Origin of the sequence: Bacillus cereus ATCC 14579 (genome assembly GCF_000007825.1) — a bacterium.
Lineage (GTDB): Bacteria > Bacillota > Bacilli > Bacillales > Bacillaceae_G > Bacillus_A > Bacillus_A cereus.
The window spans coordinates 58495-80000 of the sequence record NC_004722.1; the positions used below are offsets into that span (position 1 = coordinate 58495).

Here is a 21506-nt window from a genome sequence, read left to right on the forward strand (position 1 = left end):
ATTGATTTTAGAAGTAGCAATCTTTCCTAATTATGATCTTTCTTTTTGAGAAATCAATTATTTGGAGATATATGTATATTGAATGAAGGTAGCACTTTGCTACCTTTTTTCGTTGAATATTTTTAACATTTAGGAACTCATTATTACCCGTGTTGGTAAGGGAGTTTGTTCTTTTCTTTATGATATAATACGAGAGGTGAGAATAGAAAAAGGAGTTTTCTTGTATGGAAGCGAAGAAGTATCAAGCCTTTTGGCGTGGGGCTATTATATTAACGATTGCAAGTTTCGTTACAAAAGTATTAAGCGCTTTTTACCGTATTCCATATCAAAATATAGCGGGGGATGTTGGGTTTTATATTTACCAACAAATTTACCCGTTTTATGGATTTTGTTTAATTTTAGCTACTTATGGATTTCCTGTTATCATTTCGAAAATGGTTGCAGAACGACTAGAGCGGGGAAAACAAAAAGAAGCAGAAGAAATTATTTGTGTATCTTTTTGGTTCTTATTAGGGATTGGTTTTATAGGCTTCTTTACATTGTTTTTTGGGGCCGAAACAATTGCGGTAGCTATGGGCGATATACACTTAGATAAGTTACTACGTGTTATTTCATTTTCATTCTTATTGATGCCATTTTTGTCTGTAGCAAGAGGGTATTTTCAAGGATTCAATAATATGATGCCAACGGCTGTTTCGCAAGTAATAGAACAAACAATTCGAGTTTCTATTATTGTATTTTTATCGCTATTCCTAATTGCTCACGGATTTGATTTATATACAGTTGGTGCAGGGGCTATGTTAGGCTCAATTGCGGGTGGACTTATTGGGATTATTGTACTTATATTGTATATGCGTCAAGATTTTCGTTCTATATTCTTCAAAAGTGCAGCGAGAATTAAGGGTAAAAGGAAGATAGTTAAAATCCTTTTTTGGCAGGGGTTAGCGATTTGTGTTAGTAATTTAGTGCTTATTTTTATACAGATGGCTGATTCAGTGTCCTTTTACAGCTTACTTATTGGTGCGGGAGAACAGGCTGAAAATGCAAAGGTATTAAAGGGTGTTTATGATAGAAGTATTCCGCTAATGCAATTAGGTACTGTTGTGACGACTTCTTTCTCGTTGTCACTTATTCCGATTATTACAGCGGCGAAGGAAAGAGGAGATCTTTCCTTTATTCAAGAAAAGGTAAAGTTAGCAATGAAAATAACATTTGTTATTGGACTTGCAGCAGCTATTGGACTAACTTGTATTATTCAACCTACCAATATTATGTTGTTTGAAAACAGTGATGGATCAGATGTTTTATCTATTTTATCGTTATCTATTTTATTTAGTTCATTGTCAATTACGACAGCTTCTATTTTACAAGGATTAGGGCAAACGTTTAAGCCAGCGTTATTTGTTGTATTTGCAGGTTGCTTAAAGTTAGCGTTAAATTATATATTCATGCCTTATTTTGGTGTGAAAGGTGCAGCTTTTGCGACTTTATGTGCGTTAATTATAATCTCTGGATTAAATAGTTTGTTGCTTACGAGAGCTGTATCAGGGTCACTTATCAATAAGCGCAATATGTTAGGGATAGTAATTAGTGGTATCTGTATGGGGTTTGTATTAATGATGTTCACACGTGTGTTACAGATGTCTGGATTAGTAATTAATACGGAACATAGAGGAAGCGCGACGCTTGAAGCGTTGTTAGGTGTAGCCATCGGCGGATTGACATATATGTTTTTTATTTTGAAATTACGTGTATTTACAAAAAAAGAATTAGGAACCGTTATGAAACAAGAGAAAAAAGAAGGTTCATTGAAGAAGAGTGGATAGAGGTGACTGGTTGTGAGTGGAATCATTACTATTTTAGGTTTAGGAGCTGGTGAATTAGATCAGCTAACGATGGGTGTATATCGAAAAATAAAAGAAGCAGACCATCTGTTTGTTAGAACGAAGGAACATCCAGTTATAGAAGAATTGGAGAAAGAAGGCGTACAATATACGTCTTTTGATGCTGTATATGAAGCGCATGATACGTTTGAAATTGTATATGAAACAATTGCGAATAAATTGCTAGAACAAGCTGAAGGTACAGAAATTATCTATGCTGTTCCCGGGCATCCACTTGTAGCAGAAAGAACAGTTCAGCTGCTGTTAGAAAAAGGAGAAGTTTCAAATGTTGAAGTGCGAATTGAGGGTGGACAAAGTTTCCTTGATCCTATGTTTGCAAGTCTAAAGATTGATCCGATTGAAGGATTCCAATTACTTGATGCTACATCATTTGAAAGAGGGCAATTAGAACTGCGTCAACATTTAATCTTTTGCCAAGTATATGATGCATTCGTTGCATCTGATGTGAAATTAACATTAATGGAGATGTTACCAGATGATTATGAAGTGTATATCGTAACAGCTGCAGGAACTTCATTTGAACAAGTAAAGAAGGTACCGTTGTACATGTTAGATCATGAAACGGAATTGAATAATTTAACGAGTGTGTACATGCCGCCAGTTCAGGAGCGTGCGTCCTTGTATCAACAGTTTGATGTTCTTAGAGAAATTATTGCGGAACTTCGTGGTCCAAATGGTTGTCCGTGGGATAAAAAGCAAACACATCAATCATTAAAGAAATATTTAATTGAGGAAGCTTATGAAGTGTTGGAAGCAATCGATGAAGAGGATGATGATCACTTAGTAGAAGAATTAGGTGATATATTATTACAAGTTATGCTTCATGCTCAAATCGGAGAAGATGAAGGTTGGTTCTCTATAGATGATATCATTCGAACTCTATCTGAGAAAATGGTTCGTCGCCATCCGCATGTGTTTGGAAATACGGATGTAAACAGCGCTGATGAAGTGATTGCAAATTGGGAAGAAATTAAAAAACAAGAAAAAGGATTCGTGAAAGAATCTGTTTTAAATGGCGTTCCAAAAAGTTTGCCACAGTTACTACGCGCCTATGAAATTCAGAAGAAAGCTGGTAAGGTTGGATTTGATTGGGTTGATGTGCAACCGATGATAGAGAAAGCTTTGGAAGAATGGCAAGAGTTCCAACAAGAGGTTACAAATATGGATGAGGAAAAGATGCTGGGTGAGTTTGGTGATTTACTATTTGCATTTGTTAATATAGCTCGTCATTACAAAATAGATCCAGAAGAGGCGTTACGTTCAACTAATGAGAAATTTACTGGTCGTTTTTTATACATGGAGGCAAAAGTAGCTGAAATGAATAAAGAGATGAAAGATTTATCATTAGAACAGTTAGATGTTTTATGGGAAGAAGCGAAACAAACAGAGCGTTAATAGGGGGATTTGATATGCGTCTAGATAAGTTTTTAAAAGTATCACGTTTAATTAAAAGAAGAACATTAGCGAAAGAAGTAGCTGATCAAGGAAGAATATCTATTAATGGTCAAGTGGCAAAAGCGAGTTCTGATGTGAAAGTAGCTGATGAATTAACAATTCGTTTTGGTCAAAAAATAGTGACTGTGAAAATAAATGAATTAAAAGAAACAACTAAAAAAGAAGATGCAGCAAATATGTATAGCTTAGTTCGTGAAGAAAAAGTAAAAGCGGAAGAAGGCTTGTTCTAAAATCATGTATCCCCTCATACATTACTATTAGCTAGTAAAAACCTATGGGGGGATTTACGTGAATAATGGTTACTCACCTACGTCTTCTAATCAACAAAATGTTTCTGTAGAGCATGACATTATTATGCGTGGCAGGCGTATAATCGATATTACCGGTGTGAAGCAGGTAGAGAGTTTTGATAGCGAAGAGTTTTTACTAGAGACCGTAATGGGTTTTTTAACGATTCGTGGTCAAAATTTACAAATGAAAAATTTAGATGTGGAAAAAGGTATTGTGTCGATTAAAGGGAAAGTTAATGAGATGCTGTATATTGATGAAAATCAAGGGGAAAAAACTAAAGGTTTCTTTAGTAAGTTGTTTAAATGAGCTTAACAATTCAGTTGTATACAATGCTTTCAATGATTGGGATGGGTGCTTGGATTGGAGCGTCTTTAGATACATATCAACGTTTTTTAAAGCGCCAAGAACGTAAACGTTGGCTTGTATTTATACATGATATATTATTTTGGATTGTCCAAGCATTATTCGTCTTTTATGTATTGCTTCTCGTAAATGAAGCTGAGCTACGTATATATGTGTTTTTGGCATTATTATGTGGTTTTGCGGCATATCAAAGCTTATTGAAGGCACTATACATGAAGCTGTTAAATTTTCTCATCTATATTTTTATGCAAACAACATATTTTTTTGTTCGAATTATACAGCTACTCATGATAAAACCTGTTATTATTATAGCGCAGCTATTTATTGCATTTATATTATTCTTATTTCGTATACTGCTTTCAATTGGACATGTGTTATGGAAAATGGTGATTTGGATATTACTTTTCATATGGAAAGTTTTTTTCTGGCCTGTTCGATTTATTGCTTCGCTCATATGGAAACTTCTCCCTAATCGTGTTAAACTTTTTATAGTGAAACATATAGGGTTCCTGCAATATATAGCAAAATTGAAGGGACATATCTTCCAACTATGGGAGCATATAAAAAAGAAGTTAGGGGGACCTCGGAAATGAGGGAACTGAGACAAAGAACAATCGAAAAACAGAGTCCAAATCCTGTTAAAGAGCATATAATACAAACGGATGAGAACAGGAAGCGACTTTATCGCCGTTTAGCGGTTTTTCTTGTCTTTACTTTTACAATTATTGCGAGTATTAGTGTAACGTTTTATCAACAAAACAGTTCCATTAAAGCAAAAGAAGCAAAAGTTAAGGACATGAAAAAAGAACTGGATTCATTAACGAATAAAGAAAAAAGTCTAAAAGACGAAGTTCAAAAGTTAAATGATGAAGAGTACGTATTAAAGATTGCTAGAAGGGATTATTTCTTCTCTGGTAAAGGGGAGATAATTTTTCCTGTTTCTAAGTAGAGTATGTCTTATTGACACTATATTTTAGGATTATATATAATAAAGTAAAATTTGACTTTTTAACCACTAAGGAGGAGCATTTTTTTTATGTCAATCGAGGTAGGCAGCAAGTTACAGGGTAAAGTAACAGGTATTACAAATTTTGGGGCTTTTGTGGAGCTGCCAGAGGGATTAACGGGTCTTGTTCATATTAGTGAAGTTGCTGATAACTATGTAAAAGATATTAACGATCACTTAAAAGTGGGCGACCAAGTAGAAGTAAAAGTTATTAATGTTGAAAAAGATGGAAAGATTGGTTTATCTATCAAAAAAGCGAAAGAACGTGAAAAAACAGAAGGAGATCGTCCACGTGGTGAATACCAACGCGGTGGTGATCAACAACGTTCTGGACGTCCACAACGTAATAATCGCTCTTTCAACAGAGATAATCGCGGTGGCGGTAACGACCGAGCTCCGAAAGAAACATTTGAGCAAAAGATGGCACGCTTCTTAAAAGATAGCGAAGATCGTTTAACTTCTTTAAAGCGTAACACAGAGTCTAAACGTGGTGGCCGTGGCGCGCGTCGCGGATAATAAGGACGTTTAGTTTTTAACATATAGAGAGGTACCCAGAGTAATGTCTCAGGGTGCTTTTTTATATGTAAAAAATATTTTCAAAAAAGTTTTTGAGATGTGTTGACTTTAATTAGTATCTGATGTAAGATACTAATTGTCCGTTAAATAAGACGACATGGCGGTGTAGCTCAGCTGGCTAGAGCGTACGGTTCATACCCGTGAGGTCGGGGGTTCGATCCCCTCCGCCGCTATATTTAATTTAACGGCCCGTTGGTCAAGTGGTTAAGACACCGCCCTTTCACGGCGGTAACACGGGTTCGAATCCCGTACGGGTCATCTAAAAAGATCATGCAAATTTGCATGATCTTTTTTTGTTAAATAAATTAAGATATACAACACTTCTACAAAATCACCCTATATTTTCTGAATGTTTAATTAAAATATCGAAAATAACTTACATACCCTGTATATCTGTAGAGTTATTTCGAATAAAAAGTCGAACGATTATAAAAGTGAAAACTGTTGTTTTGACAAAAAAACCAACAATCATCTTTTATAATGACAGTAATTAAACTATGCAGGTGGTGTTAAAAATATGCCTAAAGCAGGAAGGAATACTATGAATACAAGTGCATTGGCAATGAATGAGAGTCAGCTTGATGGAATAAAGTGGACGAGTAAGTTGCGAATGAAATTTGAGCAAGTTTTCTTTAGATGGGGATTTATTATTGTTGTTATTGGTTTTCTTTTGGGACGAGCATATATATTAACAAATATTTTACCGTTTGCACTGCCATTTTTTGCTGCTGTTTATGTTATGAAGCGGGATAAGATGCCGCTAGCATTTTTAGCTCTAATGGGAGGAGCTCTTTCAGTATCGATAGATAATTTGTTTTTTACCTTTGCATCTATCTTTACCTTCTTCATTTATAATATCTTCTTTAGTCGATTTACACGTAAAACTGTTGGACTTGTTCCATTTCAAGTATTTATCTCCGCATTAACCGCACACTTAGTTGTTGTATATTTTGCGCAACAAACTGTCACCATGTACGATTTACTCGTTAGTACCATTGAGGCTGGGCTTAGTTTTGTATTAACTATGATATTTTTACAAAGTGTCCCACTTTTAGTGGAAAGGAAAGGAAAACAACAGGCATTAGAGACGGAAGAAATTGTTTGTTTGATTATATTACTAGCATCTGTTTTAACGGGTACAACAGATTGGTTTGTATATGATGCTTCTATTCAACATATTTTTACAAGGTATTTAGTGCTAGTATTTGCATTTATTGCGGGTGCTGCCACAGGGTCTACAGTGGGGGTTGTAACAGGACTAATATTAAGTTTAGCAAATGTGTCTAGCTTGTCTCAGCTTAGCCTTCTTGCTTTTTCTGGATTGCTTGGTGGATTGTTAAAAGAAGGAAAGCGTTTAGGTGTTAGTTTAGGTTTATTAATTGGGACAAGCTTAATTACATTATATGTAGACAAACAGACAAATATTGTAACAACTTTAATTGAGTCAGGTGTAGCGATTGTTATCTTCTTATTAACACCGAAGCTTGTTTTGGATCGTATTGCTAAATTTATGCCAGGTACACAAGAGCATTCGCAAGATCAACAACAATATTTAAGAAGGATGCGTGATGTTACAGCAAATAAAATCAACCAATTTGCAAATGTATTTGCTGCTTTATCTAATAGCTTTTCTGTATATGGGTATGTAGAGGAAGAAGATAAAGAGACAGAAGCAGATTTGTTTTTGAGTACAATTACTGCGAAAACATGTCAAACATGCTTTAAAAAGGATCAATGCTGGGTAGTGAATTTTGATAAAACGTACGATTATATGAAACAAATAATGAATGAAACGGAAGAAGGAACCCTGCAACATAATCGTAAATTAGTTCGTGAGTGGGACAAGCATTGTGTGAGAGGGAAAAAAGTGACGGATTTAGTAGCCGGTGAATTAGATCACTTCTATGAGGGACAAAAATTACGAAAACAAATGAAGGAAAATCGTAGAATAGTAGCGGAGCAACTATTAGGTGTATCAAAGGTTATGGAGGATTTTGCTAAGGAGATACAACGAGAGCGTGAAAATCATCAAGTGCAGGAAGAACAGATTATGCAAGCGTTCCGAGATTTTGGTGTCGAAGTAGAGCATGTTGATATTTATTGTTTAGATAGAGGAAGTATTGATATTGAAATGTTAATTCCAGTTGCATCTAATGAACATGGTGAGTGTGAAAAGTTAGTTGCACCGATGCTTTCAGATATCCTTAAAGAAAATATTGTCGTTAAACATGAAGAAAAGTCTTCTTATCCAAATGGCCATAGTTTAATATCATTTGGTTCGGCGAAGACGTATTCTCTTGATACAGGATTGGCTACAGCTGCAAAAGGCGGTGGATTTGTTTCGGGTGACTCTTATGCGATGATGGATTTAAGTGTTGGTAAATATGCACTTGCGATTAGTGATGGTATGGGTAATGGGCAAAGAGCTCATATGGAAAGTAAGGAAACGGTGAAATTATTACAAAAAATACTCCAATCAGGCATTGATGAAGAAATAGCAATTAAGTCTATCAATTCAATTCTTTCTTTGAGAACGACAGAAGAAATGTTTACGACATTAGATTTAGCTATGGTAGATTTGCGGGATGCGAGTGCAAGGTTTTTAAAGATTGGATCAACGCCGAGTTTTGTTAAACGCGCAAATAATATTTTGAAAATTGAAGCAAGTAATTTGCCGATGGGAATCATCGAAGATGTTGAAGTTGATGTGGTGGGTGAACAATTAAAAACGGGCGATATTCTTATTATGATGAGTGATGGGATTTTTGAAGGAGCACAGCATGTGGAGAATCATGAATTGTGGATGAAACGAAAAATTAAAGAATTGCAAACCGAAGACCCGCAAGAAATTGCTGATATCATTATGGAAGAAGTGATTCGCTCTTGTGATGGTTATATAAATGATGATATGACTATTGTAGTGGCAAAAGTGAAGAAAAATATGCCGAAGTGGGCTACGATTCCGATTGTAGGAATGCAAGCGCAGTAAAATGTAAGTGGAATGTTTATCTATAATTTGATTTTAAAAACCTAGGTGAATACCTAGGTTTTTTTGTGGGAAAAGGTAATGTTATTAATTTTGTGAATAGACACGGAGGATGTAAGATAAAAATGTAATTTTTGTATATCTTTTTTTTGCACAATGTTTGTAAAAGTTGTACCATTGTAGACAAGGTGACTAAGGTTGCTGTTCTTGTTTAATGAAAGGTGATTGCGAAGTTGAAAGATACATTTGTTGAAAAAGTAGATGACTTTGTAAAGCAGCATGATGTATTAAAGAATGATTCAACAATTGTTGTGGGAGTTTCTGGTGGTCCTGACTCGTTAGCGCTTTTATATTATTTATTAGAAAAAAGAGCGGAAAAACAGTTGGAAATTGTAGTTGCTCATGTGGATCATATGTTTAGAGGTGATGAATCTTATGAGGATTTACAGTTTGTGCAGGGCCTTTGTGAAGAACTGGGAATTATTTGTGAAACGATAAGGATTAATGTATCACAATATCAACAGCAATACGGAATGAATGCACAGGTTGCTGCGAGAGAATGCAGATATGCATTTTTGGAAAGAATAATGAAGAAATATGATGCGAGATATGTTGCTCTTGGACATCATGGAGATGATCAAGTCGAGACAATTTTAATGCGTCTTGTAAGAGGGAGTACTCCGAAAGGATATGCAGGAATTGCAGTGAAGCGTCCTTTTCATAATGGATATTTAATTAGGCCGTTACTTGGCGTAACGAAGGAAGAAATTGTTGATTACTGTAATAAGCTAAATTTAATGCCACGTATAGATCCGAGTAATAAAAAGGAAGTATATACAAGGAATCGATTACGTAAATATGTCCTTCCTCATTTGAAAGAAGAAAATCCACAAATGCATGAGAAATTCCAAAAATTTAGCGTGCAGATGCAAGAGGATGAGGCTTATTTGCAGGAATTAGCTTTTGAGAAAATGAATAAAGTAATTACAAAAAAAAGTGATAAACAAATTAGCTTATCAATTCCTGCCTTTGAATCCATGTCTATGCCTTTACAAAGAAGAGGGATTCAACTAATATTAAACTATCTTTATGAATATAAGATTCCATCTTCTCTTTCTTCTATACATATTGACAAGTTGATTGAGTTTTTTAAGCGGACACAACCTTCAGGTTCACTTGATTTTCCGGGTGATTTGAAAATTGTTCGTTCATACGAGGAGTGTAGCTTTAGATTTAAACAAGAAATTGTCTCTCCTTTTTCACAAGATTTATTAGTACCCGGGACCATTACGCTATTGAACGGGGATAAATTTGTAACAGAGGTGAGCGAAGATATACCAAGTAACATGAATGAAACAGTATTTGTTGCTAAGTATAATGATATATCATATCCACTTCGTATTCGTTCTAGAGAAAATGGAGATCGCATGTCAATACAAGGTATGAATGGCACGAAAAAGATAAAAGCTATTTTTATCGAAGCGAAAGTACCGAAAGAAAAAAGAGAAGAATGGCCGGTCGTTTGTGATGCAAGTGGGACTATTATTTGGGTACCCTTGTTGAAACGATCTGCATTTGCAATTTCGAAAGAGATGGCAAAGAAGGATAAATATATGATTATTCACTACAAAAGCAAGGAGTCTTCCGGGAGGATAATGAAATGATGAATCAAGATATCGAAAAAGTATTAATTTCTGAAGAGCAAATACAAGAAAAGGTGCGCGAACTAGGTGCAATTATTGCAGAGGATTATAAAAACACAGTACCTCTTGCAATTGGTGTATTAAAAGGCGCAATGCCATTCATGGCAGATTTATTAAAGAGAACAGATACATATCTTGAAATGGATTTTATGGCTGTATCTAGTTACGGTCACTCTACAGTTTCAACAGCCGAAGTGAAAATTTTAAAAGATCTTGATACTTCTGTAGAAGGTCGCGATATTTTAATCGTCGAAGATATTATTGATAGTGGTCTTACACTAAGCTACTTAGTAGACTTATTCAAATATCGTAAAGCGAAGTCTGTAAAAATTGTTACATTTTTAGATAAGCCAACAGGCCGTAAGGTTGATCTGAAAGCGGATTATGTTGGATTTACTGTTCCACATGAATTTGTAGTAGGATATGGATTAGATTATAAAGAGCAATACCGTAATCTTCCTTATGTAGGCGTATTAAAACCAAGCGTTTACTCAAATTAATTAAATATAGGCTTCACAATTGTATAGGAAAGTTTTTCTATGTTACGATTTACTATAGTGTTTATGCCGTGAGAGGAGGTTAGGAATGAATCGTATCTTCCGTAATACCATCTTTTATTTACTGATATTCTTAGTAGTAATTGGAATCGTGAGCTATTTTAATGGTTCGACACAAAAAACGACATCAGTTAGCTACGACAAATTCATTACTAAACTAGAAAGCGGTGAAGTGCGTAATGTGCAACTTCAACCGAAAAATGGTGTATTTGAGGTAAAAGGACAATTTAATAACTCTAGCCAAGGAGAACAATTTGTTACTTATGCACCAAATACTGAGGAATTACAAAAGAAAATTAATGATAAAGCGAAAGGTGCCGAAGTTAAGTATCAACCAGCAGAAGAAACAAGTGCTTGGGTAACATTCTTTACTTCAATCATTCCATTTGTCATCATCTTCATTTTATTCTTCTTCTTATTAAACCAAGCTCAAGGCGGCGGTAGCCGTGTTATGAACTTCGGGAAAAGTAAGGCGAAGTTATATAATGATGAAAAGAAAAAAGTTCGTTTCAGAGATGTTGCTGGTGCGGATGAAGAGAAACAAGAACTTGTTGAGGTAGTTGAATTCTTGAAAGACCCTCGTAAGTTCTCTGAAGTTGGTGCTCGTATTCCAAAGGGTGTCCTATTAGTTGGACCTCCAGGTACAGGTAAAACTTTATTAGCACGTGCTGTTGCAGGTGAGGCTGGCGTTCCATTCTTCTCTATCAGTGGTTCTGACTTCGTAGAGATGTTTGTCGGTGTCGGTGCATCACGTGTACGTGATTTATTTGAAAATGCAAAGAAAAATGCTCCTTGTATCATTTTCATTGATGAAATTGATGCAGTAGGTCGTCAACGTGGCGCAGGTCTTGGTGGTGGTCATGATGAGCGTGAGCAAACATTGAACCAATTACTTGTTGAAATGGATGGATTCGGTGCAAACGAAGGTATTATTATCGTTGCTGCGACAAACCGTCCAGACATTCTTGACCCAGCGTTATTACGTCCAGGTCGTTTTGACCGTCAAATTACAGTAGATCGTCCAGATGTAAATGGCCGTGAAGCTGTACTGAAAGTACATGCGCGTAATAAACCACTTGATGAGCATATTAATTTAAGAGCAATTGCGACTCGTACACCAGGATTCTCTGGTGCGGATCTTGAAAACTTATTAAACGAAGCTGCTTTAGTAGCTGCACGTCAAGATAAGAAGAAAATTGATATGAGTGATATCGATGAAGCGACGGATCGTGTTATTGCAGGTCCAGCTAAGAAAAGTCGTGTTATCTCTGAAAAAGAACGTAATATCGTTGCTTTCCATGAAGCAGGTCATACTGTAATTGGTGTTGTTCTTGATGAAGCAGATGTCGTTCATAAAGTAACAATTGTCCCTCGTGGTCAGGCTGGTGGATATGCGGTAATGCTTCCGAAAGAAGATCGTTACTTCATGACGAAACCAGAGTTACTTGATAAAATCACTGGTTTACTTGGTGGCCGAGTAGCTGAGGAGATTGTATTTGGTGAAGTGAGTACAGGTGCTCATAATGACTTCCAACGTGCGACTGGTATTGCAAGACGTATGGTTACGGAATTTGGTATGAGTGACAAACTTGGACCGATGCAATTTGGTAGCTCGCAAGGTGGTCAAGTGTTCTTAGGAAGAGACTTCCACTCAGAACAAAACTATAGTGATGCGATTGCACATGAAATCGATATGGAAATGCAATCAATTATGAAAGAATGTTATGCTCGTGCAAAACAAATTCTTACTGAAAACCGTGATAAACTAGATATTATCGCACAAACGTTACTTGAAGTAGAAACGTTAGATGCAGAGCAAATCAATCATTTATGTGATTACGGCAGATTGCCAGAACGTCCAACATCTTCAGATGATGTGAAAGTAAACATCAACATGAAGAAAGACGATGAGGATAAAGAAGATAAGTAAGAAGTGAAGGAGTGACTATCGTCACTCCTTTTTTGTTTGTTAAAATCTTTGTTAATTACTATTGAGAACTTAGTGGATAAAGTAATTTAAGTAAACCTAGTATTAAAAATTGAAATAGAGAGCAATCTTTTTGTAAAATGATGAGGATAGGAAAGCTGATTATATAAGTATGTGTGATATGATGTTTTTATAAGTTTTATACATACTGCACAAATATAGATTAAATAAGATAAGTGGTGAGAATATGATTTTTGTATTGGATGTAGGGAACACAAATGCTGTACTAGGTGTGTTTGAAGAGGGGGAACTTCGTCAGCATTGGCGCATGGAAACAGATCGTCATAAGACAGAAGATGAATATGGAATGCTTGTAAAGCAATTGCTTGAGCATGAGGGTCTTTCGTTTGAAGATGTGAAAGGTATTATTGTGTCTTCAGTCGTACCACCAATTATGTTTGCTTTAGAGCGCATGTGTGAAAAATATTTTAAAATTAAACCGCTTGTAGTAGGGCCTGGGATAAAAACAGGACTAAATATTAAATATGAAAATCCGCGTGAAGTAGGCGCAGACCGAATTGTAAATGCAGTAGCAGGAATCCACTTATATGGAAGTCCGCTCATTATTGTTGATTTTGGTACGGCTACTACATATTGTTATATTAACGAAGAAAAACATTATATGGGTGGAGTTATTACGCCAGGAATTATGATTTCAGCAGAGGCTTTATATAGCAGAGCAGCAAAACTTCCTCGTATCGAAATTACAAAACCAAGCAGTGTTGTTGGGAAAAATACAGTAAGTGCGATGCAATCTGGTATTCTTTATGGTTATGTTGGACAAGTGGAAGGTATTGTTAAGCGTATGAAAGAAGAAGCTAGACAAGAACCTAAAGTTATTGCAACAGGTGGATTGGCAAAATTAATTTCCGAAGAATCGAATGTAATTGATATTGTAGATCCGTTTTTAACGTTAAAAGGTTTGTATATGTTATATGAACGTAATGCAAATTTACAGCATGAGAAAGGTGAATAAATACGTATGAAAGATTATTTAGTAAAAGCGTTAGCATTTGATGGAGAAGTGCGTGCGTATAGTGTGCGTACAACAAATACAGTAAGTGAGGCGCAAAGACGTCATGATACATGGAGAACAGCTTCAGCGGCACTAGGGCGTTCTTTGACTGCGGGTACAATGATGGGCGCAATGTTAAAGGGCGAGCAAAAGTTAACGATTAAGGTAGAAGGTAACGGTCCAATTGGCCCTATCTTAGTAGATGCTCATGCAAATGGAGATGTACGTGGTTATGTAACGAATCCGCATGTTGATTTTGAAGGAACAGAACAAGGGAAGTTACGTGTATATCAAGCGGTAGGTACAGAGGGGTTTGTAACTGTAATTAAAGATATTGGAATGCGTGAGCCGTTTATTGGTCAATCTCCAATCGTTTCAGGAGAATTAGGAGAAGACTTTACGTATTATTTTGCAGTTTCTGAACAAACGCCTTCTTCTGTAGGTGTTGGTGTTCTTGTAAATGGAGATGATAGCATATTAGCGGCAGGTGGATTCATCCTTCAAATTATGCCGGGTGCGCAAGATGAAACGATTTCATTTATTGAAGACCGTTTACAAAAGATTCCACCTGTATCAACGTTGATTGAACAAGGTCTTTCTCCGGAAGAGCTACTATATGCAGTTCTTGGAGAAGATAAAGTAAAAGTATTAGAAACAATGGATGTTCAATTTAATTGCACATGCTCACGCGAGCGTATTGAGAGTGTATTAATTAGTTTAGGTAAAACAGAGTTAGAGCAAGTTCGTGAAGAAGAGGAAGAGACAGAAGTTCACTGTCATTTCTGTAATGAACGATACAAGTTCTCTAAAGAAGATATTACAAATTTAATCGAGAATTTGTAATAAGGGAATTAAGAGGAGCAATCCTCCAAATGAATTGACAAACAGGGAATTTTCTGACAAAATCTAAATATAGATAAAACCAATAAAAATACTCGGTGTTAGGAGTGACAGGAATGCGAGTGGCACAATCAGTTTCAGAATTAATCGGGAAAACGCCGATCGTTAAGTTGAACCGCATCGTAGAATCAGACAGCGCAGATATATACTTAAAATTAGAATTTATGAATCCGGGGAGTAGTGTTAAAGATCGTATCGCATTAGCTATGATTGAAGATGCTGAAAAAAAGGGATTATTAAAAGAGGGCGATACAATCATTGAGCCGACAAGTGGTAACACAGGAATTGGTTTAGCGATGGTAGCGGCTGCTAAAGGATATAATGCAATCTTAGTAATGCCAGAAACAATGAGTATTGAGCGTCGTAATTTATTACGTGCTTACGGTGCGGAATTAGTATTGACTCCAGGGCCTGAAGGAATGGGTGGAGCAATTCGTAAAGCGACTGAATTAGCAAAAGAACATGGCTACTTTATACCACAACAGTTCAAAAACCAATCGAATCCAGAAATTCACCGTTTAACAACAGGTCCAGAAATTATTGAACAAATGGGCGACCAATTAGATGCGTTTATTGCAGGTATTGGTACAGGTGGAACGATTACTGGTGCTGGTGAAGTACTGAAGGAAGCGTATAAAGATATTAAAATTTATGCAGTAGAACCTGCAGATTCACCAGTATTATCTGGTGGGAAGCCAGGTCCACATAAAATCCAAGGAATTGGGGCGGGATTTGTTCCGGAGACGTTGGATGTAGAAGTATATGATGAAATTATTCAAGTGAAAACAGAGCAAGCATTTGAATATGCGAGAAGAGTGGCTAAAGAGGAAGGTATTTTAGTTGGTATCTCTTCAGGCGCAGTTATTTATGCAGCAACAGAGGTTGCGAAAAAGTTAGGTAAAGGGAAAAAGGTACTTGTTATTATCCCGAGTAACGGTGAACGTTATTTAAGTACACCACTTTATCAATTTGAATCCTAATTAAACGCGATTGAAAAAGCATCCTTGAAAAAGGGTGCTTTTTCTTTTGGGATTGGAAATAGGAAAAGAGTGAATGACTAGAAAACTTCATGTAAAATAAGAGGTAGTATAATTAAATTATTTTCACTAGCCTTCGAGTATAATCAATCTCTATATAAATAACTTATGTAGTTTGAGCTGGTTTATCTAAGAGGGTGGGATAAAAGAAGACGGGGTGTTGATATGCAACGAAGAAAATCTTTAGCGCTTTCTATTCCATATCAGTTAGATTTCTTTAAGCAATATAAATTTCTTTCTCAGGGTAAATCGCAACATATTTTGTTAGAAAGCGGCCGTGGCGGTCGTTATAACATTGTAGGGCTGAACCCAGTAGCGGTAATCCGAGGGAAGGATGAAACGTTACATATAAGTGAAAGTGGTAAGGGAACAATAAAACGAGGGAATCCGTTAGATTTAATGCAAGAATATATGGAACAATGGAAGACGGACTATAACCCAGAGTATCCGCCTTTTCAAGGTGGTGCAATTGGCTATTTCAGTTATGACTGTATCCGTTATATTGAAAAGCTGCCTTCTCTTGCGGAAGATGATATTGATATACCTGACATCTTCTTTTTATTATTTGATGACGTATTTGTCTATGATCAAAAAGAACAAGTGTTATGGGTTATTACGCATTATGTAGATAAATATGAAGAGGCGAAAGAACGGCTAAATGAGTGGAAGAGTCTTTGGATGACAGAAGCGCCTGAAGTGACCGTGCCCTTTGAAAGTCCTGAAAAGAAAAGTGAAGCAGTTGCTTTTACTGAAGCTGGCTTTATGAAGGCAGTTGAATGTATTCAAGAATATATTGGAGCGGGTGATGTGTTCCAAGTAAACTTGTCGATGAGACAAGAAAGAACGTTACAGACACACCCACTAGAAATTTATACAAGTCTTCGTGAAATTAATCCATCTCCATATATGGGTTACCTGGAGCTTGGGGATTTTCAAATCGTTAGTGGATCGCCAGAGTTGTTAATTAAGAAACAAGGAACTGAAGTAAGTACAAGACCGATTGCTGGAACGAGATCTAGAGGCGCGGATGAGCAAGAGGATGAAGAATTAGCAAGAGAATTAATTGAGAACGAAAAAGAAAGAGCAGAGCATGTAATGCTTGTGGATTTAGAAAGAAATGATTTAGGACGTGTTTGTAAATATGGCACTGTAGAAGTAGATGAATTTATGGTAATTGAGAAATACTCACATGTTATGCATATTGTTTCTAATGTGCGTGGTGAGGTGGAAGAAGATAAAGATGCTTTTGATTTAGTGAAGGCTGTATTCCCTGGGGGAACAATTACTGGTGCCCCAAAAATACGTACGATGGAAATTATTGAGGAATTAGAACCTGTTCGAAGAGGGATTTATACAGGGTCAATCGGTTGGATTGGTTATTCTGGAGATACAGAATTGAATATTGTAATTAGAACACTTCTTGCTAAAGATGGAAAAGCTCATGTACAAGCAGGGGCGGGAATTGTAATTGATTCAAATCCGGAAAATGAATATAAAGAGTCGTTAAAAAAGGCGATTGCTTTATGGCGTGCAAAAGAACGTAGTGAAGAAACGGTTAGGTGAGAGAAATGATATTAATGATTGATAATTATGATTCTTTTACATTTAATTTAGTGCAGTTTCTTGGAGAACTTGGACAAGAGCTCGTTGTTAAACGTAACGATGAAGTGACCATTTCAGATATTGAGAATATGAAACCAGATTTTCTAATGATTTCTCCAGGTCCGTGCAGTCCTAATGAAGCTGGGATTAGTATGGAAGTTATTAAATACTTTGCTGGAAAGATTCCGATTTTTGGTGTTTGTCTAGGGCATCAATCCATTGCACAAGTGTTTGGTGGAGAGGTTGTCCGTGCAGACCGATTAATGCATGGAAAAACGTCGCTTATGCATCATGATGGAAAGACGATTTTTTCGGATATTCCTAATCCGTTTACTGCGACGCGCTATCATTCCCTTATTGTTAAGAAAGAGACGTTACCCGATTGCTTAGAGGTAACATCTTGGACAGAGGAAGGGGAAATTATGGCACTTCGTCATAAGACATTGCCGATAGAGGGTGTGCAATTCCATCCAGAATCTATTATGACTTCTCATGGGAAAGAGCTGTTGCAGAATTTCATTCGTAAATACAGTCCAAGTGCGACATTATGTTAATTTACGTAAATGGTCAGTATGTAGAAGCAAGTGAAGCGAGAATTTCTCCTTATGATCATGGTTATTTATATGGTCTTGGAGTTTTTGAAACGTTTCGTATTTATAATGGTCATCCTTTCTTATTGGATGATCATTATAACCGTTTAATAGAGGCGCTGGATACATTGCAAATTAAATGGACAATGACAAAAAATGATGTGATGCTTATTTTGAAAGATTTACTCGCTAAGAATGAATTGAAGCATGCATATGTACGTTTTAATGTATCGGCGGGTATAGATGAAATAGGATTACAAACGGAAATGTATGAAGAGCCTTCTGTTATTGTTTTTATAAAACCTTTAACAGCTCCAGGGGATGTAGTGGAAAAAGAAGGTGTTATTCTAAAACAAGTGCGAAATACACCGGAAGGGACATTTCGCCTGAAGTCTCATCACTATTTAAATAATATTTTAGGGAAGCGTGAAATTGGAAATGTTGTGAGTAAGGAAGGTATTTTCCTTACTGAAGCAGGTTATGTTGCAGAGGGCATTGTTTCGAATCTATTTTTTGTGAAAGGTGATGTTTTATATACACCTTCGTTAGAGACAGGGATTTTAAATGGTATCACTCGTGCGTTTATTATAAAGAGTGCTGAAGAATTAAATATAGAAGTAAAGGAAGGTTTCTTTACAAAAGATGAGCTACTTTCAGCGGATGAAGTCTTCGTAACAAACTCCATTCAAGAAATTGTTCCGCTTTATCGTATAGAAGCGCAGGATTTCCCGGGTAAAGTAGGAGTGGTTACAAAAAGTTTAATGTACCTTTATGGAATGCAAAGAGAGAAATTATGGAGCAGAAATGAACTACGAAGAGGAGATGTGTAGTTTGAAGTGGGATTATGATTTGCGCTGCGGCGAATATACATTGAATTTAAATGAAAAAACATTAATTATGGGGATTTTAAATGTAACACCAGATTCGTTTTCTGATGGTGGGAGTTACAACGAGGTAGATGCTGCGGTACGTCACGCAAAAGAAATGCAAGGTCAAGGTGCTCATATTATTGATATTGGTGGCGAATCTACTCGCCCAGGTTTTGCTAAAGTATCAGTAGAAGAAGAAATAAAGCGAGTTGTCCCGATGATTCAAGCAGTTTCAAAAGAAGTAAAATTGCCTATATCTATCGATACATATAAAGCTGAAGTTGCAAAGCAAGCAATTGAGGCTGGTGCTCATATTATTAATGATATTTGGGGAGCGAAGGCGGAGCCAAAAATTGCTGAAGTCGCAGCTCATTATGATGTACCCATCATTTTAATGCATAACCGCGATAATATGAATTATCGTAATTTAATGGCGGATATGATTGCTGATTTGTATGACAGTATTAAAATTGCTAAAAATGCTGGTGTGCCAGATGAGAATATTATTTTAGATCCAGGTATCGGTTTTGCTAAAACACCTGAGCAGAACTTAGAGGCGATGCGTAATTTAGAACAGTTAAATGTGCTAGGTTATCCAGTTCTCTTAGGTACTTCGAGAAAGTCCTTTATTGGGCACGTATTAGATTTGCCAGTGGAGGAACGCCTTGAGGGAACAGGAGCTACCGTTTGTCTTGGTATTGAAAAGGGCTGTGAGTTTGTTCGTGTCCATGATGTGAAAGAAATGGCGCGTATGGCTAAAATGATGGATGCGATGATTGGTAAGGGGGTAAGGTAATTGGATAAAATTTATATCCATGATATGGAGTTTTATGGTTATCATGGTGTGTTCCCAGAGGAGAATAAATTAGGTCAGAGATTTAAAGTTGACTTAACGGTGGAGTTGGATTTAAAGCGTGCAGGGGAAAGTGATGACTTAGAGCATTCGGTCAATTATGGAGAGCTTTTCGAATTATGTAGAAAAGTTGTTGAGGATAGAAAGTATAAGCTTGTGGAGAGTATCGCTGAAAATATTGCTGCAGATATATTAAAACAATATGAAAGTATTTCACGCTGTACAATTAAGGTAATTAAGCCGGATCCACCGATACCGGGTCATTATCGTGCTGTAGCAGTAGAAATTACGAGAGAACGTCCATGAACAATATAGCTTACATTGCATTAGGGTCAAATATTGGAGAGCGTTATACGTATCTAACTGAAGCGATTCAGTTTTTAAATAAAAATCCTTATATTCAGGTTGATGATATTTCATCTGTATATGAAACTGAGCCAGTTGGCTATACTGACCAAAGTTGCTTTTTAAATTTAGTTATAAAAATTTCTACCAATTTATCACCACAAGAGTTATTGAAAGTAACACAAAAAGTAGAAAATGACCTAGGAAGAAAAAGGGAAATTAGGTGGGGGCCGAGGACTATCGACCTTGACATTTTACTTTATAATCAAGAGAATATTGAAGCAGAGAATCTTATTGTTCCGCATCCGCGGATGTTTGAAAGAGCTTTTGTTATCGTTCCGTTGTTAGAGATTAATCAAGACATAAAACAAAACATTTCACGTTCACAAGTAGAAGAAATGAAAAGGCGAGAGGGAGTAACGATATGGAAGCAGAAAAATGGGGAAGACGCATTCGTGCTTTTCGAAAGCTAAAAGGCTATACACAAGAAGGTTTTGCTAAAGAACTAGGGGTATCTGTATCTGTTTTAGGTGAAGTTGAGAGAGGGAATAGATCGCCTTCTCAAGATTTTGTAGTAGAAGTTGCTAAGGCATTAAATGTTTCGATAGAGGAATTAATGCCAAAGTGATTGTACAGGAAGGAGTAGGTTGATTGTTAAAGATTGCAAATATCGAGATGAAAAATCCGGTTGTACTAGCACCGATGGCGGGAGTGTGTAACTCTGCATTCCGTTTAACAGTAAAAGAATTTGGTGCCGGCTTAGTTTGTGCTGAAATGGTAAGTGATAAGGCAATATTACTTAATAATAAAAGAACATTAGATATGTTATATATCGACGAGAGAGAAAAGCCATTAAGTTTACAAATTTTTGGTGGAGAGAAAGAAACTCTTGTAGATGCTGCGAAATATGTAGATAAATATACGACAGCAGACATAATTGATATTAATATGGGTTGTCCAGTGCCGAAAATCGTTAAATGTGATGCGGGGGCAAGGTGGCTTTTAGATCCGAATAAAATATATGAAATGGTAGCAGCGGTTGTAGATGCTGTAGAAAAGCCGGTTACAGTTAAAATGCGTATCGGTTGGGATGAAGAACATATTTTCGCAATAGAAAATGCTAGGGCTGTTGAGCGTGCTGGTGGCCAAGCTGTGGCGGTTCACGGACGTACACGAGTGCAAATGTATGAAGGAAAAGCGGATTGGGATATTATTAAACAAGTAAAACAATCTGTAAATATCCCGGTTATCGGAAATGGTGATGTCGCAACGCCGCAAGATGCAAAGCGTATGCTTGATGAAATTGGTGTAGATGGTGTTATGATTGGTCGTGCGGCTCTTGGAGATCCGTGGATGATTTATCGTACGGTAAAGTATTTGGAGACAGGTGAATTAATGCCGGAACCAACAGTGCGCGAGAAAATTGATGTATGTATGTTACATCTAGATCGTCTTATTGACTTAAAG

The 21506-nt window shown here is 36.5% G+C and carries 22 protein-coding genes and 2 tRNA genes (1 of these 24 running past the window's edge); all 24 read left to right on the forward strand.

Annotated features, from left to right (window positions below):
- The first annotated feature begins 224 nt into the window (after window positions 1–224).
- Window positions 225–1826, forward strand: coding sequence for a putative polysaccharide biosynthesis protein (locus tag BC_RS00310; protein WP_000387598.1), 1602 nt, complete (start codon window positions 225–227; stop codon window positions 1824–1826).
- 12 nt (window positions 1827–1838) lie between these two features.
- A complete protein-coding gene (gene mazG / locus BC_RS00315; RefSeq protein ID WP_000014237.1) occupies window positions 1839–3299 on the forward strand; it encodes a nucleoside triphosphate pyrophosphohydrolase in 1461 nt (486 codons plus the stop codon).
- 14 nt (window positions 3300–3313) lie between these two features.
- Window positions 3314–3589, forward strand: a complete 276-nt coding sequence (locus BC_RS00320) for an RNA-binding S4 domain-containing protein (RefSeq protein WP_001234876.1) — start codon at window positions 3314–3316, stop codon at window positions 3587–3589.
- Window positions 3590–3647: 58 nt separating this feature from the next.
- A complete protein-coding gene (gene yabP, locus BC_RS00325) occupies window positions 3648–3956 on the forward strand; it encodes a sporulation protein YabP (protein ID WP_001059104.1) in 309 nt (102 codons plus the stop codon).
- Window positions 3953–4606, forward strand: a complete 654-nt coding sequence (gene yabQ / locus BC_RS00330; protein WP_000059772.1) for a spore cortex biosynthesis protein YabQ — start codon at window positions 3953–3955, stop codon at window positions 4604–4606. Before yabP ends, yabQ begins: the two co-directional genes overlap by 4 nt.
- Window positions 4603–4962 (forward strand): cell division protein DivIC, encoded by a 360-nt coding sequence (gene divIC / locus BC_RS00335; protein WP_001208739.1) that lies wholly within the window; start codon window positions 4603–4605, stop codon window positions 4960–4962. The genes yabQ and divIC overlap by 4 nt, the downstream gene beginning before the upstream one ends.
- Window positions 4963–5049: 87 nt before the next feature.
- Complete coding sequence (locus BC_RS00340; protein WP_000021451.1) at window positions 5050–5535, forward strand: S1 domain-containing RNA-binding protein; 486 nt, start codon at window positions 5050–5052, stop codon at window positions 5533–5535.
- Between the two features lie 159 nt (window positions 5536–5694).
- Window positions 5695–5768: transfer RNA gene (locus BC_RS00345), tRNA-Met, on the forward strand.
- 13 nt (window positions 5769–5781) lie between these two features.
- Window positions 5782–5853: transfer RNA gene (locus tag BC_RS00350), tRNA-Glu, on the forward strand.
- 259 nt (window positions 5854–6112) lie between these two features.
- The gene (gene spoIIE / locus BC_RS00355) at window positions 6113–8584 is read left to right on the forward strand and encodes a stage II sporulation protein E (protein WP_001123541.1); all 2472 of its coding nucleotides are present in this window, start codon (window positions 6113–6115) and stop codon (window positions 8582–8584) included.
- A 230-nt stretch (window positions 8585–8814) separates the two neighbouring features.
- Window positions 8815–10245 (forward strand): tRNA lysidine(34) synthetase TilS, encoded by a 1431-nt coding sequence (gene tilS, locus BC_RS00360; RefSeq protein ID WP_000655465.1) that lies wholly within the window; start codon window positions 8815–8817, stop codon window positions 10243–10245.
- Window positions 10242–10784, forward strand: a complete 543-nt coding sequence (hpt, locus tag BC_RS00365) for a hypoxanthine phosphoribosyltransferase (RefSeq protein ID WP_000981841.1) — start codon at window positions 10242–10244, stop codon at window positions 10782–10784. The genes tilS and hpt overlap by 4 nt, the downstream gene beginning before the upstream one ends.
- An 85-nt stretch (window positions 10785–10869) precedes the next feature.
- Window positions 10870–12771 (forward strand): ATP-dependent zinc metalloprotease FtsH, encoded by a 1902-nt coding sequence (gene ftsH, locus BC_RS00370; RefSeq protein WP_001079674.1) that lies wholly within the window; start codon window positions 10870–10872, stop codon window positions 12769–12771.
- 244 nt (window positions 12772–13015) lie between these two features.
- A complete protein-coding gene (locus BC_RS00375; RefSeq protein ID WP_000578368.1) occupies window positions 13016–13804 on the forward strand; it encodes a type III pantothenate kinase in 789 nt (262 codons plus the stop codon).
- A gap of 6 nt (window positions 13805–13810) precedes the next feature.
- On the forward strand, window positions 13811–14686 hold the full coding sequence (gene hslO, locus BC_RS00380; protein ID WP_000656372.1) for a redox-regulated molecular chaperone HslO: 876 nt from the start codon (window positions 13811–13813) through the stop codon (window positions 14684–14686).
- A gap of 113 nt (window positions 14687–14799) precedes the next feature.
- Window positions 14800–15723, forward strand: a complete 924-nt coding sequence (gene cysK / locus BC_RS00385; protein ID WP_001261712.1) for a cysteine synthase A — start codon at window positions 14800–14802, stop codon at window positions 15721–15723.
- A gap of 222 nt (window positions 15724–15945) precedes the next feature.
- Window positions 15946–17343, forward strand: a complete 1398-nt coding sequence (pabB, locus tag BC_RS00390) for an aminodeoxychorismate synthase component I (protein ID WP_001189724.1) — start codon at window positions 15946–15948, stop codon at window positions 17341–17343.
- A 5-nt stretch (window positions 17344–17348) separates the two neighbouring features.
- Complete coding sequence (pabA, locus tag BC_RS00395; RefSeq protein ID WP_000602293.1) at window positions 17349–17936, forward strand: aminodeoxychorismate/anthranilate synthase component II; 588 nt, start codon at window positions 17349–17351, stop codon at window positions 17934–17936.
- A complete protein-coding gene (pabC, locus tag BC_RS00400) occupies window positions 17930–18802 on the forward strand; it encodes an aminodeoxychorismate lyase (protein ID WP_000909884.1) in 873 nt (290 codons plus the stop codon). Before pabA ends, pabC begins: the two co-directional genes overlap by 7 nt.
- Complete coding sequence (gene folP, locus BC_RS00405) at window positions 18777–19637, forward strand: dihydropteroate synthase (RefSeq protein WP_002164656.1); 861 nt, start codon at window positions 18777–18779, stop codon at window positions 19635–19637. The genes pabC and folP overlap by 26 nt, the downstream gene beginning before the upstream one ends.
- The gene (gene folB / locus BC_RS00410; RefSeq protein WP_000358062.1) at window positions 19638–20000 is read left to right on the forward strand and encodes a dihydroneopterin aldolase; all 363 of its coding nucleotides are present in this window, start codon (window positions 19638–19640) and stop codon (window positions 19998–20000) included.
- Window positions 19997–20512 (forward strand): 2-amino-4-hydroxy-6-hydroxymethyldihydropteridine diphosphokinase, encoded by a 516-nt coding sequence (folK, locus tag BC_RS00415; protein WP_001059449.1) that lies wholly within the window; start codon window positions 19997–19999, stop codon window positions 20510–20512. The genes folB and folK overlap by 4 nt, the downstream gene beginning before the upstream one ends.
- Window positions 20464–20667 carry a helix-turn-helix domain-containing protein gene (locus BC_RS00420; RefSeq protein WP_000387031.1) on the forward strand — a complete coding sequence of 68 codons (204 nt, stop codon included), beginning with the start codon at window positions 20464–20466 and terminating at the stop codon, window positions 20665–20667. Before folK ends, BC_RS00420 begins: the two co-directional genes overlap by 49 nt.
- A gap of 23 nt (window positions 20668–20690) precedes the next feature.
- Window positions 20691–21506, forward strand: partial view of a tRNA dihydrouridine synthase DusB gene (gene dusB, locus BC_RS00425; protein ID WP_000912251.1) — the 5' portion only. 183 nt of this gene lie beyond the right edge of the window; only the first 816 of its 999 coding nucleotides appear in the window; the start codon lies at window positions 20691–20693; the stop codon falls past the right edge of the window.